This is a genomic window from Micromonospora sp. NPDC049891 (genome assembly GCF_040660295.1).
Classification (GTDB): Bacteria; Actinomycetota; Actinomycetes; order Mycobacteriales; family Micromonosporaceae; genus Micromonospora.
In genome coordinates this window covers 45,266-59,382 of record NZ_JBFAML010000007.1, presented here as the reverse complement: position 1 = coordinate 59,382, position 14,117 = coordinate 45,266, and the positions used below count along the sequence as shown (strand labels likewise).

Here is a 14,117-nt window from a genome sequence, read left to right as displayed (position 1 = left end):
GTCAATGCGCAGGTGCGGGAGCCCGGTGGCGCGGGCGTTACACGCGCCGGGTGGCGGGGCGGTTCGACAACTCGTCGAGATTTTTTCTTAGGACACTGATCCGACAGGGGCCGCGCTGCGTACTGGAGTGGGGAACAGGGTCGGCCGGCGGTACGCCGCCGCGAGACGATCGAGGAGCAGATGGCCCGGGCTACGCAGAACGAGAAGGCGGCTGCCGTCCGTACCAGCAGCAGCAGTCGAGGGATCCGCGTCTGGTCCCGCGGCCAGGTCATGGCGCTCTCCGCGTCCGGCCTCGCCGCGCTGTGGGCGTTGACGATGCTCACCGGCGCGGGCCAGAAGATGTACGCGATGGGCTTCTTCTTCACCGAGTTCTTCGCCGGTGTGATCGCGCTCGTCGCGCTGAGCCTCACGGTGATGATGGGGTTGCTCGCCACCGACCGGCTGGTGCTGCTCATCCGGCACCGGGTGCTGTTGCAGTCCGCACACCGGGCCACCGGCATCCTCGGCGTGGCCGGCCTGGGCTTCCACGTCATCACGAAGATCGCCAGCGGCCGGGCGGGGGTGACCGACGCCGCCGTACCGTTCGTCGGTGGTCGGGGCCTCTACGTCGGGCTCGGCACCATCGCCGCGCTGCTCATGGTGAGTGTGCTCTGGACCGGCATCATCCGGGCCCGGTTCGCCGACGTCGGCCCGAAGTGGGTGTGGCGAGCCCTGCACTCCCTGGCGTACGTCTCCTGGCCGTTCGCCATCTTCCACGGTCTGCTCGCCGGCCGGCCGCCCGCCACCTGGGTGGGTCTGAGCTACTTCGCCTGCGTGGTGCTGGTCGTGCTCGCCCTGATGGTGCGCCTCTCGGTCACCCTGCAACGGCGCAGCCGCGAGCAGCAGCAGGCCGCCGTCCTGAACGAGGTCATGAGCGGCAGCAAGTCCACCGAGGACACCCTCGGCAAGAATCTGCTCGGCACCCTGACCGGCCGCCGCGGCGCCGCCGACGACGGTCGCGAGAAGCGGGTCCGCCGCGACACCAGCTGGGCCGACAGCACCTCCGGAACCTGGGCCAGCCCGACCATCCGGCGTAACGACCCGGAGCGGTTCACCGTGCCGGTGGTCCCCGAGCCGGGCACGCTGCGTGAGCCCGTCCGGGACCGTCGCGACGAGGAGTTCGAGCCGGTCGTCCGGCGTGCCTCGCGCCGCGAGGAGGAGGAGCTGGAGCGGGTCGTGCGCCGGGAGACCGAGGTGCTGGAGCCGGTGGCGCGCCGTCGCCGCGACGCCGAGCCGGTCAGCAGGCGTTCCTCCCGCCGGGACGAGGAGCTGGAGACCACCGGCCGGCGTTCGGCGCGGGTCGAGGAGGAGCTGGAGCCGGTGGTCCGCCGGTCGCGGCGCGACGAGGAAACGACAGGCCGCCGGTCGCGGCGTGAGGAGCGCGAGCCGGTGGGCCGCCGCGCCGCCCGTCGCGACGAGGACCTGGTGGAGTACGAGGAGCCGGTGCGTCGCCGCCGCCGCGACGAGGAGGACGAGGAGGAGTACGGCCGTTCCCGCCGGTCCCGGGCCGACGCCGGTAGCCGGTACTCGGCTCCGCCGCAGCGCGTGGAGGACGAACCGGAGGAGCCCTGGGACAGCCCGCGTCGGTGGGAGTCGAGCGCCCCGATCTCGGCCGGCCCGATCTCCGGTGCGCCGATCTCCGCCGAGCCCCGCAGCGGTGGTGGTCGACACAGCGCCGAGGACGACCTGCCGGAGGCGGAGACCGACTACTGGCGCCCGCCGGCCCGGTACGCCCCGGACGACGAGGCCGACGACGACACTCCCACCCTTGTCGACCTGGCCTCCCGACGTGCCCGCCGGGCCACGTCGGCGGAGAGCCGGCGTCGCCGCCGGGCCGACCCGGACTCGGTGGACGGTGCCTACTGGGCTGGGCTGCGGGGTGAGGCCAAGTGACGATGCGAACCACGGTTCCCCCGGTGGCCGCCGTCGGTGAGCCCCGGCTCACCGCGGGGTTCGCCGAATTCGGCCGGCTCGACCTGCGCGCCCACGAGCTGGTGCACGGCCCCATCAGCCCGATGGAGCCGTCCAACCTGCTGCGTCTGGCCGAGGGCATCCAGCTCAAGGGCAAGGGCGGCGCAGGCTTCCCGTTCGCCCGGAAGCTGCGGGCGGTGCTGGAGTCCTGTGAACGTCAGGATCTGCCGCCCGTGGTGGTGGTCAACGCCACCGAGGGTGAGCCGGCCAGTTGGAAGGACAAGGTCCTGCTCACCCGGGCCCCGCACCTGATCCTCGACGGTGCCGCGCTGGCCGCGTTCGCGCTGGACGCCGAGGAGATCGTGCTCTGCGTGGCCGACGACCTGGTGGGCCGGGAGTCCCTGATGGAGGCCTTGGACGAACGCCGGATGCCGGCGCCGACAAGCGTCGTGACGGTGCCGCACCGGTTCATCAGCGGTGAGGGTGGCGCGCTGGTGAACGGGATCAACGGGCTGCCGCACATCCCGCCCGGCACCAAGAAGCGTTCCAGCGACTCCGGCGTCGGCGGGATGCCGACCCTGCTGTCGAACGCCGAGACGTACGCCCAGATGGCGATCGCCGCCCGACTCGGCCCGTACGAGTACGCGGCGCTCGGCACCGATGACGAACCCGGCACGGTGCTGCTCAGCATCACCGGTGCGGCGAAGCGCCACGCGGTGGTGGAGTGCGCGGCCGGCACCCCGTTGGCCGAGATCCTCGAACTGTGCGAGGTGCCGGACGGCCCCGGCATCCTGATGGGCGGCTACCACGGTAAGTGGATCACCCGGGAGGCGGCGGAGAAGGCCGAGGTCTCCCGCAAGGGGCTCGCCGCGGTCGGCGGCACGCTCGGCGCCGGCATCATCGTCCCGCTCGCCAACGACACCTGCCCGCTCGGTGAGGCGGCGCAGGTGGTGCGTTACCTGGCCGGCGAGTCCGCCGGGCAGTGCGGCCCGTGCAAGCGGGGGCTGCCCGACCTCGCCCGCGCCGTCGACCTGGCGGTTTCCGGCAGCGCGCCGGTGGAGGTCGTCCGGGCCGCCGCCGGCGACGTGAAGGGCCGCGGCGCGTGCAGCCACCCTGACGGTACGTCCCGATTCGCGCTCTCGGCGATGGAGGTCTTCGCCGAGGACCTGAAGAAGCACACCACCGGCGAGGGCTGCGGTCGGCGGGTCAAGGGCATGATGGGCCTGCCCGGCGCTCCCGATCCCGACCCGCAGAAGCTGGTCCTGGACTGGTCCCGCTGTGACGGGCACGGCCTCTGCGCTCACGTGGTGCCGGACTTCATCCGGCTCGACCAGAACGGATACCCGGCCTTCCCGCCCACTCCCGTGCCGACCTGGTTGCGGGAGGGCGCGGTGAAGGCGGTAAAGGTCTGCCCGGCGCTGGCGCTGCGGCTGACCGAGGCCTGAGTCCGCCGGCCGGGGCGGCGTGGCTGCCCGGGTGACGGGCGAGCGAACCGAAGGAGACGCCGATGGGGCCGGTTCCACCAACCGGACGGGTCACCGGGGCGGCCACCGCCGCCCTGCTCGCCGCCGTGCTGGCCACCGCCGGATGCGGCACCGGACCGAACGCCGAGGCGGCCTCACCGGCCGGCGGCCCGGCGTCCGCCACGGCCGACGCCACGTCCCCGTCGGCCGGGCCGGCCAGCCCGGTGCCGGTGCCGGACACCCTGCGGTTCACCGGCACCACCCTGGACGGTGCGGCCTTCGACGCCGCCACCCTGGCCGGCCGGCCGGTGGTGCTCTGGTTCTGGGCGCCCTGGTGCGCCACCTGCGCCAGCCAGGCGTGGACGATCGCCGAGATCGAGCCCGGCTTCCGGCAGAGCGTGCCGATCATCGGCGTCGCGGGGCTCGGTGAACGCAAGGCGATGACCGACTTCGTCACCGAGTTCGAACTGGGCCCGATGCCGCAGATCGAGGACCGTGAGGGGGCGATCTGGCGGCGCTTCGAGGTCGTCGAGCAGAGCACCTTCGTGATCATCGACCGGGACGGACGGGTGATCCACCAGGGTTGGCTGGACGGCGAGGACCTCACCCGCCGGGTCACCGCACTGGCGGCCTGATGGAAGCGCCGCTGCTGCTCGCCCTGGCGGCGGGCATGCTCGGCGCGGTCAACCCGTGCGGCTTCGCGATGCTGCCCGCGTACCTGTCGCTGCTTGTCGCCGGCACCACCGACACCCGGGGCGCGGTCGGCCGGGCGCTGACCGCCGCGGGCGGGCTCACCCTCGGGTACGTGCTGGTGTTCGGTGCCTTCGGGCTGGCGCTGGCCCCGATCGCCGGCTGGCTGCGGCCCCGGCTGCCCTGGTTCACCGTCGGGCTGGGCCTGCTGCTGGTGCTGCTCGGTTGCTGGCTGCTCGCCGGCCGGCGACTGCCGACCCTGCGTCCGCTGGCCCGGGCGCCCCGGTTGACCCGCTCGCTGCCGTCGATGGTGCTGTTCGGGATGGCCTCCGCGACGGCCTCGCTGGGCTGCGCCATCGCGCCGTTCCTGGCGACCGTGGTGACCAGCCTCCAGGCCGGCTCGACGGCACGCGGGCTGGCACTGTTCGGCGCGTACGCCCTCGGGATGGGGCTGGTGGTCGCGGTGGCCGCGGTAAGCGTGGCGCTGCTGCGCGGCGAGGTGGTGGCCCGGCTGCGCGGCGCCGGCGCCTGGGCTCCCCGGCTCAGTGGCCTGGTGCTGCTGCTCGCCGGCGGCTACGTCGCCTGGTACGGCTGGTACGAGGCGCGGCTGGCCGCCGGCAACCGCGACGCCCTCACCGATCCCCTTGTCACCACCGCCGCCGCAGTCCAGCGCTGGCTCGCCGCCACCCTGACCACCGCCGGCCCCACCACCCTGGCGGTGGCGCTTGTCGCCCTCCTAGCCCTAGCCCTAGCCCTCCGAACCCCCCGAACCCCCCGAACTCCCCACCCCCACCCCGAACCCCCCGCCCCACCGCGTTGATCATGAGGTTAACGGCGTTCTTGATCTCTAGAACTGCCGCTAACCTCATGATCAACGCGAATTGGTGGGGTGGGGGTGGGGTCAGCGGGGGGTGAGGCGGTCGGTGCCTAGGTGGTTGCGGAGGACCTCGGGCACCAGGACGGAGCCGTCGGGCTGCTGGAACTGCTCCAGGATGGCCGGGTAGAGGCGGCTGGTGGCCAGGGCCGAACCGTTGAGGGTGTGCACGAAGCGGGTCTGCTTGCCGCCCGGCTCGCGGTAGCGGATCGCCGCCCGGCGGGCCTGGTAGTCACCGCCCCAGGAGACCGACGAGACCTCCTTGTACTTGCCGGTGCTGGGCATCCACACCTCGATGTCGAGGGTCTTGCGCATCGACGCGCTGGAGTCGCCGGCGGCGAGCAGGCTGCGCTGGTAGTGCAGGCCCAACCCCTCGACCAGGCTTTCCGCGTGGGTGACCATCTGCTCCAGCGCGGCGTCGGCCTGCTCGGGCAGGGTGAACTGGAAGATCTCCACCTTGTTGAACTGGTGGCCCCGGACGGTGCCCCGCTCGTCGGAGTGCGAGCCGGCCGCCTCGCGCCGGTAGCACGGGGTGTACGCGAACACCTTCAGCGGCAGCTTCGCGGTCTCCAGGATCTCGTCCTGGTACGCCCCGAGGATCGCCGTCTCCGCCGTCGGCAGCAGGAACTGGCCGCGCGGCGCGGACTGCTTGTCCAGGTGGTAGACGTCGTCGTAGAACTTGGGGAACTGGCCGGCGGCGAACCCGGCGCTGTCCAGCAGCAGGTGCGGCGGGAGGAGGAACTCGTACCCGGCCTCGATGTTCCGCTCGATCAGCCAGTTGATCAGCGCCCACTCCAGCCGGGCACCCACGCCGGTGTACATCCAGAAGCCGGAGCCACCGAGCTTGACGCCGCGTTCGTGGTCGACCAGACCCAGCATCCGGCTCAGCTCGACGTGGTCGCGGACCTTCTCGATGGCCGGTGGCTCACCGTAGGTCTTCACCACCCGGTTGGCCTCCTTGCCGCCGGGCACCACGTCCTCGGCGGGCAGGTTGGGCAGCTCGCTCATTGTGGTACGCAGCCGCGACTGCACCTCGTCGAGCTCGGCCTCCAACTCGGCGATCTGCTTACGGCCGTCGTCGGAGGTGACCTCCGGCTCGACACCGGCCCGCTTCGCCTGTGCGTACGCCCGGGCCTCGGCCTTGCGGCGCTGGCGTTCCCCGTCGATCTCACTGATCAGCCGGCGGCGCTCCCGGTCGAGCTGCTGGATCGCCTCCAGCGCCCGGTCGACCTCGGCGGCGTCGAGCCGCTTCGCCAGCGCGGCTGCCACCGCGTCGCGATCCTTCCGGATCAACTCCATGTCGAGCATGCTGCTCCGTACGCCTCCGTCCGGGCTCGGGTGGACCTCCAGATGCTACCGTCGCGCCCGAATCGCCCCGCCTCCCGCACCCGACCCACCCGGCAGCGGCGGTCAGAGTCGGATCGGCATCAGGATGGAGAAGGCGGCCGGGTCGTCAGGCCGGCGAATGGCCAGTGGGGTGACCGGGCCGTCCAGTTCCAGCACCAGGCGTGGGCCACCCGCCGCGTCCAGCGCGTCGAGCAGATATCCGCCGTTGACGCCGACCCGCAACTCGGCGTCGCACCGACCGGCCCGGTCGTCGGCCAGGTCGTCCGGGCCGAGCACGCGTAGCGCGTCCCGGCCACCCAGCCCCAGCACGGTCACCGGCAGTTGGCCGCCCGCGTGATCCCTGGTCACCGTCGCGGTTCCCGAGCGCAGCGCGGCGGCCAGCCACGGCGCGTCGACCGGCACCCGCCGGGCCGGCCCACCGCTCGTTCCCGGCAGCAGGGCGTGGTAGTCGGGGAAGTCGTACGCCAGGGTCGTCACCCGCAACCGGCGCCCGGCGACGTCGGCGACGACCTGCCGTCCGACCAGGGTCAGCCGCACCTCGCCGGTTCCCACGTCACCGGACAGCCGGCGCAGCCGGTCCACCGCGGCCACCGGCAGCAGCGCACGCACCGCCGGTCCGTGCACCGCCGCGCCGGCCGTCGCCACCGCCAGCCGGTGCCGGTCGGTCGCCACCAGCCGTACCCCCTCGTCGGTCACGTCGAGCAGCACCCCGGCCAACCCCGGCAGCGCCGGGTCGGTGCCGACGGCGAACCGGACGGCGTCCACGGCGGCGGACAGGTCGCTCCCGGTCAGCACGAGCCGGGTGGCCGGTGGAGATTGGTCGTCGGCGAGCAGCCGACGGATCCGGGCGACCTCCCGACGCGCCTCGGCCAACCCGTCGGCCAGCCGCCCCAGGTGCGCGTCGAGCAACCGGTGCACCACCGGAGGCTCCGCGCGTACCGCCCGGGCGATCTCGGCCACCGGCAGGCCGACCCGGCGCAGCCCGGCCACCAGCCGGGCCGGTGCCACCTGGTCGTCGGCGTACCAGCGGTACCCGGTGGTCGGATCGACCCGGGCCGGGACCAGCACCCCGGCGGCGTCGTAGAACCGCAGCGCGCTCACCGTCAGCCCACTGGCCCGGGCCAGCTCACCGATGCTGCGCAGGTCGCTGTTCACGGTCCGATCCTGCCCCCTCGACCTGGTCGAGGGTCAAGCCGCCGGCTCCTCCTTCAGCACCCGGAAGGTGATACCGGCGGCGGTGAGACGGTGCAGCAGCGCGTCGCCCATCGCGGTGACCGGGGTGACCTGACCGGCGGTGGCCGGCAGGTCGTCGCAGGCCAGGCAGAGCGCCGACTCGGCGAGCATCTTCGCGGTCTCGTCGTAGCCGGGGTCGCCACCGGCCACCTCCGTCACCACGCGTCGCCCGCCGCCGACGCCGACGAAACGCACCGTGAACCACGACTTCGACCGCTGCTCGGCGCTCGGTCCCTGCCCGGAGGCGAGCCGACCGAGCAGCCAGCGCCGGGTCGGCGGCAGCTTCACCAGCCCGACCACGGCACCGAGTCCCGCACCGGCGGCCAGCACCGTCGGCAGCCGCCGTACGGCCGCGAAATGCCGGTAGCGGAAGTCCGGACCGTACTCGGGGCGGGCCACCGCCGAGCGGCGGACCACCTGCGGGTCGATGGTCGGCAGCGGTACCGCCCAGACGGGCAGGTCCCGCGAGCGGGCCAGTCGGCCCGACACGGCCCGGACCCGACGGTCGGCCGGGCGTGGTTCGACAGCGCGGCGTTCGCGGGCCACCCGCGACGCCTCGCCGGTACGCGAGAAGGCGGTGAGCGCCGAGTGGTACGTGCCGGCGGAGAACCGCCCGCCCGCTCGCACGTATCCGTCCACGGTGACGGCGGTGTCGGCGGGCAGCTGCTTGACGGTGAACCAGACACCTAGGTCGTGCGGGATCGAGTCGAAGCCGCAGGCGTGCACCAGCCGGGCGCCGGTGCGCACCGCCTCGGCGTGGTGGCGCAGGTACATCCGATCGACGAACTCCGGTTCGCCGGTGATGTCGAGATAGTCGGTGCCGGCGGCGGCACAGGCGGCCACCAGCGGCTCGCCGTGGTGGACGTACGGGCCGACGGTGCTGGCCACCACCCGGGCGTCGGCGGCCACCGCGTGCAGCGAGGCCGGGTCGGTGACGTCGGCGGTGAGCAGCGGCAGCCCGGCCAGCGCCGGGTCGATCCCGGTCAACTGGTCCCGGACCGCGGCCAGCTTGTCGGGGTTGCGTCCGGCGATCGCCCAGCGCAGCCCCGGTGGCGCGTGCCGGGCCAGGTAGCGTGCGGTGAGCCCGCCGGTGAACCCGGTCGCCCCGAACAACACCACGTCGTACGACCGTTGGGCAGCCATCCCGCGATCATGCCACCGTCGCCGCCGATCCGCCCGGTGCCGGTCAGTGCGGAGTGAACACGGCGCGCAGGCACTCCTCGGGCCGGTCCCGGAACAGTGCGTACCCCTCGGCGGCCCGTTCCAGCGGGAAGTGGTGCGTGGCCAGGTACTCGGTACGTAGCTCGTCGCGGGCCATCCGGTCCAGCAGCATGGGGATGTGCCGCTGGCCGTGCTGGCGTCCGCCGCGCACGGTCAGACCCTTCTGCACGACGGTGCCGACCGGGAACGCGTCGACATGGCGGGCGCCGCCGTTGAGGACGAAGACGCTGCCACCCTTGCGGCAGGCGTACACCGCCTCGCGGACCGCCTCCGGTGCCCGGGCACGGCCGCTGAACCGGGCGGCGAGCGACAGGTGTTCCCCCGCGGGCCCGCCGACCGCCTCGACGCACACGTCCGGTCCCCGCCCGCCGCTGAACTCCCGCAACTCTGCGGCAACATCGGTGTCCCGCCGGTCGATGGTCTCAGCGCCGACGTGTCGCCGCGCCATCAGCAGCCGCGCCGGGTGCCGATCGACGACGACCACCCGCTCGGCACCCAGCAGCCAGGCCGCCCGGGCGACGAGCTGACCCACCGCACCCGCGCCCCACACCGCCACCACATCGCCGGGGCGCACCTCGCCGCCCTCGGCACCCAGCCAGCCCGCCGGTGCGGCGTCCGAGGCGAACAGGGCCCGGTCGTCGCCGACGGACTCCGGCACCGGGAACGCCCCGACGTCGGCGTACGGCACCCGCACGTACTCGGCGTGACTGCCGGCGAAGCCCCCGGCGGCCCGGGGCAGGCCGAAACAGCCCGCCACCGGGTGCCCCCACTCCGCCTCGTTCGCGGTCGGGTCGGTGCTGCCGTTGTCGCAGCACGACGGCAGCCCTCGTCGGCAGTACCAGCAGGCACCGCAGGCCACCGACGCGCAGACCACCACCCGGTCGCCGACCCGGTGCCGGCGTACCCCGGCACCCACCTCGACCACGTCGCCGAGGAATTCGTGGCCGAGCACCTCACCGGCGGCCAGACCTGGCACCTGACCGGTGAGCAGCGGCAGGTCAGCGCCGCAGGTGGCGCTGCGCCGTACCCGGACGATCACGTCGTGGTCGTTGCGCAGTTCCGGATCGGGCACCTGACCGACGGCCAACTCGCCGCCGGAGGTCCAGCACAGCGCCCTCACCGTGGCGGCCCGTCCGCTGGCCACCGGGGGGCGTCGATCGGCGGCACCGGCCCACGTTCGCCGGGCGTACGGTCGGCGCGCAGCACCTCACCGGTCTCGACGAGCTGTTTGACCTGCCACAACGTGCGTCGTACCAAGAGGCCAGGATCATCGCCCAGCAGGTGCGCGGCGAGTCCGGGCCAGACCGCGTGCGGCCGCGCTCGGGCCGCCAGTTCGGTACCCCGACCGCCGGGTGCGGGGGCTACCGCGACCTCGACGGCACCGTCGAGCCGGCGGAGCGGCTCCGGCCAGGCCGCCGAGGGCAGCACCTGCTCCGGTGGCCGGTCGACCGTCACCACCTGCCAGCACCCCGGGCGGGCGACCCGCCGGGCCCGTTGCCGGGTGACGGCGGTACGCGTGGCCCTGGCCGCTGCCACGCCGAGGGCACCGGCCACCGCGACGACTGTCCCGACCCGTCCCACTCGTACCTCCGACCTGCGCTGGCGGCCGTCCCGTCCGGTCGCCGGAACGGTGCGGCGCTCGACCCGGTGGGATCTGCGGCGCGTCCGCCCAGCTCAGGGCCAGCGTCGCCGCTGGCCGGGTGAACCCGGGTCCCCCGGAAGGGGTGAACCGTCGCGGGTCGGGTAACCGCCCGCCGCAGGACCGGGGGAGGAAACACGCGTCCGTGGGGGTGGGCCGGATGCCGGATGACCGCAGCACCGTCCGGGTCGACGCGGCGGTCCGTACGCCGGGCGGCCCGCCCCTGCTGGCTTCCCGGCTGACGCCCGCCGTGCCGCCCGAACCGACGGTCCTACGGCCCCGGCTGGCCCGGTTGCTCGACGAGGCGGTGACCCGCCCGGCCACTCTGCTCCGGGCACCTGCGGGGTGGGGCAAGACCACCCTGCTCGCCAGTTGGCAGCGGACCCGGCAGGACGGCGACCCGCAGGCCCCGGCGCCGGCCTGGGTATCGGTCGAGGTGGGTGACGACCCGGACCGTCTCTGGTCGTACCTCGGCGCCGCGCTGCGTTCCGTCGTCGACCCGGCGGAGACTCCACTGCCCGACCGGGCACCGCGTCCGGACGAGTTGGAGATCCTCGCCGCCGCCCTGGCCGCCCGGGAACGGCCTGTGGTGCTGGTCGTGGACGACCTGCACCGGATCACCGATCCGGCGGCACTGGCCGGGCTGGAATTTCTGCTGCGCCACAGTGAACAGCGGCTTCGGTTGGTGGCGGCGGGGCGGACCGGGCCGCCGCTGGCGGTGCACCGGCTGCGGCTGGCCGGTGAGTTGACCGAGATCGGCCCGGACGACCTGGCGTTCACCGGCGACGAGATCGCTGACCTGCTCACCGCGCACGGGGTGGTGGTGCCGGCTGCCGCCGTGGCCCGGCTGCGGCAGCGGACCGGGGGTTGGGCGGCCGTGCTGCGGATCGCCGCGCTCGCCCTGCGCGACCAACCGGACCCGGAGCGGTGGATCGCCGACCTCGGTGCCGACCAGCCGGAGATCGCCGGCTATCTGCGGGCGGAACCACTGGCCGGGCTGGAGCCGCCGGACCGTGAGCTGCTGCGCCGCGCGGCGATCGTCGACGCCGTCTGCGCCGGTCTCGCCGCCGCGCTCAGCGACGACCCGGACGCCGAGGAACGCCTGAACGCGCTCGCCGACGGCAGCGGCCTGCTCCACCACGACGGCGGCCGGCCGGTCTGGTACCGGTGCCATCCGCTCCTGGCCGACCTGCTGCACCGGGAACTGGTCCGGCTGCCCGCGGAAGAGCTGCGCGACCTGCACCTGCGGGCGGCCGGTTGGTACGCCGGCAACGGCCGGCCGGCCGACGCGTTGCGCCACGCGCTCGCCGCCGGCGACTGGACGGCCGCCACCGACCTGTTCGTGATCCGGTGGCCGGAACTGGTGCCCTACGAGCAGCCGGCCGGCACCGGACCGACGCCCGCGCCACCACCGCCGGAGGCGGTGGAACGCGACCCCGAACTCGCGCTGGCCTGCGCCGCCGAACGGGCTCTCGACGGCGACACCGAGGCGGCTGTGGCGTATCTGCGGCTGGCCACCGGGCACGCCCGGCGGCTGCCGCAACCGCGCCGGTCCCGGTTCGGTCGGCTGGTCGCCGCTGTCGAACTCACCCTGGCCCGGCTGGCCGGCGACCCGCAGACCGTACGCTCCGCCGCCGCCCGTCTGCTCGCCACCGGTGGCGAGCAGACGGCCGACGATCCGCCGACCGCCCGCACCGTCGCGCCCCCCGCCGGGCCGCCGACCGGCCGCGCTGGCCCACCAGCGCTGTCAGCCGGCGCGGGAGTGCCGACCGGGGTTGCTGGCCCGGCGGCGGCCGGCGTGGGATCGTCGCCGCCCGGGGTTGCTGGCCCGGCAGCGGTGGCGGGCGGGGCGATGGTGGCCGGCAGTGGTGTCGCGGGGACGCGGGGCCATGCCGACGAGGACGCCGACGTGCGGGCCGTGGCCGGCACCGCGCTGGCCCTGCTCGCCCTGGACGACGGTGATCTGGCCGGGGCGGCCACCGGCCTCGCGGGAGCGCTGGCGGCCGCCCGGACGGCGGCACGCCCGCGCACCGAGCTGGTCTGTGCCAGCCGGTGGTCCCTGGTGACGGCGCTGCGTGGGGAGTTGCGTGCCGCCGAGGAGGCGGCCCGGGCGGCGTTGGCCCTGCCACCCTGCCAGGGCTGGGCGGCGCTGCTCGACTGCGGGTACGCGCACCTGGCGCTGGCGGTCGTGGCGCTGCACCGGGACCAGCCGGCGGAGGCCGAGGCGCAGCTGGGGCTGGCCGCGCCGGCCGGCGGCGAACCGGTGGCCGACGCGGTCGCCGGTTGGTGCCGCGCGTACCTGCGCCACGACGAGGGGGAGTTCAGCGCCGGCCACCGGCTGCTGGTGGAGGCTCGCGCCGGGTGGGGCGGGCGTGGCGGTGAGCTGGGCTCGTGGCTGCGCGCCGCCGAGCTGGACCTGCACAGTGCCCGGGGCGACGTGCAGACCGCCCGGGAACTGGCCGGTGACCGGCCGACGGACCCGGTGACCGGCGCGGCGGCGTCGCTGGCCGTCGCGGCGGCCCGGACCGAGCTGCGGGCCGGTGACCCACGTGCCGCCGACCGCCTGCTGCCGGACTGGACCGCCGCACCGACCGCCGACTGGCCGCTGCCGGTACGCCTCGACGCCGCGCTGCTGGCCACGGTGCTGGCCGTGCGGGCCGGTGACGACCGCCGGGCGGGCCGGACGCTGGAGCAGGCCCTCGACCTGGCCGCACCGGAGGGCTACCGTCGCCCGTTCCGCCGGGCTGAGCCGGGGCTGCGGGAACTGCTCGCCGCCCACCTCGACTCCGGCACCGCCCACTGGTCACTGGTGAGTGACCTGGTGCGCGCCGCCGACACGCCGGCCGGGCTGGCGGGCGGTACGGGCACCGCCGACGCGGCGATGGCGCCGCTGGACGAGCCGCTCACCGAACGGGAGCTGACGATCCTGCGCTATCTGCAGAGCATCCTGTCCAACGTGGAGATCGCCGCCGAACTCTCGGTCTCCGTCAACACCGTCAAGACCCACGTACGCAACATCTACCGCAAGCTCGACGCCACCCGCCGTCGCGACGCTGTCCGCCGCGCCCGCCAACTCCGTCTCATCTGACCGCCCCACCCCGCGACCCCCGACCGACTCGGGTCAGGGGGTGGCGGCGTCGACGGCGGCGAGGAGGGTGGACGGGTCGAAGTCCCCGTCGTGCCGGATGTCGTTGACGAAGAGGGTGGGGGTGGCGTCCACCCCGCTGCGGATCGCGCCGACGAAGTCCTGCCGGATCCGGTCGGTGTGGGCGTGCCGTGCTATCTCCGCCTCCACCTCGTCGACGGGCAGGCCGAGCTGCTCGACACCGAGCGTCAGGTGTACCGGATCCAACTGATCCTGGTGTTCGTAGAGCCAGTCGTGCATCTCCCAGAACCGGCCGCGCTCTCCGGCGGCCTCGGCGGCCTCGGCGGCCCGCTCGGCGTACGGGTGCATGTTGGTGATCGGGAAGTGACGGTAGACGTGACGGACCGTGTCGCCGCGTTGCCGTAGCACCTCCGTCAGGTTGGCGTGGGCGAGGCCGCAGAAGGGGCACTGGAAGTCGCCGTACTCGACGATCGTCACCGGTGCGTTCAGCGGACCGCGGATGTGGTCGTGCTCCGTGACGGGTGTGCGGAGTCGCGCAGTGACCTGCAGGGGCGTGGTCAGCCGATCGGTCATACCCCCCAGCCTCGGACCGGG

General features: G+C 74.3%; 11 protein-coding genes. 5 read left to right on the top strand and 6 right to left on the bottom strand.

Going from position 1 to position 14,117, the window contains the following annotated elements; translation table 11 throughout:
• Positions 1-180: 180 nt before the first annotated feature.
• The 4 genes from AB0I71_RS11550 to AB0I71_RS11535 all read left to right on the top strand — a co-directional run bounded on the left by AB0I71_RS11550 (position 181) and on the right by AB0I71_RS11535 (position 4,923).
• Complete coding sequence (locus AB0I71_RS11550) at positions 181-1,932, top strand: ferric reductase-like transmembrane domain-containing protein (protein ID WP_357583471.1); 1,752 nt, start codon at positions 181-183, stop codon at positions 1,930-1,932.
• Positions 1,933-1,934: 2 nt separating this feature from the next.
• Positions 1,935-3,395 carry an NADH-ubiquinone oxidoreductase-F iron-sulfur binding region domain-containing protein gene (locus AB0I71_RS11545; RefSeq protein WP_357583823.1) on the top strand — a complete coding sequence of 487 codons (1,461 nt, stop codon included), beginning with the start codon at positions 1,935-1,937 and terminating at the stop codon, positions 3,393-3,395.
• Between the two features lie 62 nt (positions 3,396-3,457).
• Positions 3,458-4,048: a redoxin family protein gene (locus AB0I71_RS11540; RefSeq protein WP_357583469.1), complete on the top strand. Its 591-nt coding sequence runs from the start codon at positions 3,458-3,460 to the stop codon at positions 4,046-4,048.
• A complete protein-coding gene (locus tag AB0I71_RS11535) occupies positions 4,048-4,923 on the top strand; it encodes a cytochrome c biogenesis protein CcdA (RefSeq protein ID WP_357583467.1) in 876 nt (291 codons plus the stop codon). The genes AB0I71_RS11540 and AB0I71_RS11535 overlap by 1 nt, the downstream gene beginning before the upstream one ends.
• Positions 4,924-5,004: 81 nt before the next feature.
• On the opposite strand, the gene serS is transcribed toward AB0I71_RS11535, so the two are convergent.
• From serS to AB0I71_RS11510, 5 genes are all read right to left on the bottom strand, one after another.
• On the bottom strand, positions 5,005-6,285 hold the full coding sequence (gene serS, locus AB0I71_RS11530; RefSeq protein WP_357583465.1) for a serine--tRNA ligase: 1,281 nt from the start codon (positions 6,283-6,285) through the stop codon (positions 5,005-5,007).
• 102 nt (positions 6,286-6,387) lie between these two features.
• Complete coding sequence (locus AB0I71_RS11525) at positions 6,388-7,467, bottom strand: MerR family transcriptional regulator (RefSeq protein WP_357583821.1); 1,080 nt, start codon at positions 7,465-7,467, stop codon at positions 6,388-6,390.
• 45 nt (positions 7,468-7,512) lie between these two features.
• Positions 7,513-8,700: a saccharopine dehydrogenase NADP-binding domain-containing protein gene (locus AB0I71_RS11520; RefSeq protein WP_357583463.1), complete on the bottom strand. Its 1,188-nt coding sequence runs from the start codon at positions 8,698-8,700 to the stop codon at positions 7,513-7,515.
• Positions 8,701-8,743: 43 nt separating this feature from the next.
• Positions 8,744-9,898 carry an alcohol dehydrogenase catalytic domain-containing protein gene (locus AB0I71_RS11515; RefSeq protein ID WP_357583819.1) on the bottom strand — a complete coding sequence of 385 codons (1,155 nt, stop codon included), beginning with the start codon at positions 9,896-9,898 and terminating at the stop codon, positions 8,744-8,746.
• Positions 9,895-10,314, bottom strand: coding sequence for a hypothetical protein (locus AB0I71_RS11510; protein WP_357583817.1), 420 nt, complete (start codon positions 10,312-10,314; stop codon positions 9,895-9,897). The genes AB0I71_RS11515 and AB0I71_RS11510 overlap by 4 nt, the downstream gene beginning before the upstream one ends.
• Before the next feature lie 263 nt (positions 10,315-10,577).
• Here AB0I71_RS11510 and AB0I71_RS11505 point away from each other — a divergent pair, with 263 nt between their 5' ends.
• A complete protein-coding gene (locus AB0I71_RS11505) occupies positions 10,578-13,505 on the top strand; it encodes a LuxR C-terminal-related transcriptional regulator (RefSeq protein WP_357583461.1) in 2,928 nt (975 codons plus the stop codon).
• Positions 13,506-13,538: 33 nt separating this feature from the next.
• On the opposite strand, the gene AB0I71_RS11500 is transcribed toward AB0I71_RS11505, so the two are convergent.
• Entirely contained in the window at positions 13,539-14,084 is a 546-nt protein-coding gene (locus AB0I71_RS11500; RefSeq protein WP_357583815.1) for a DsbA family protein, read from the bottom strand.
• Positions 14,085-14,117: the final 33 nt, after the last annotated feature.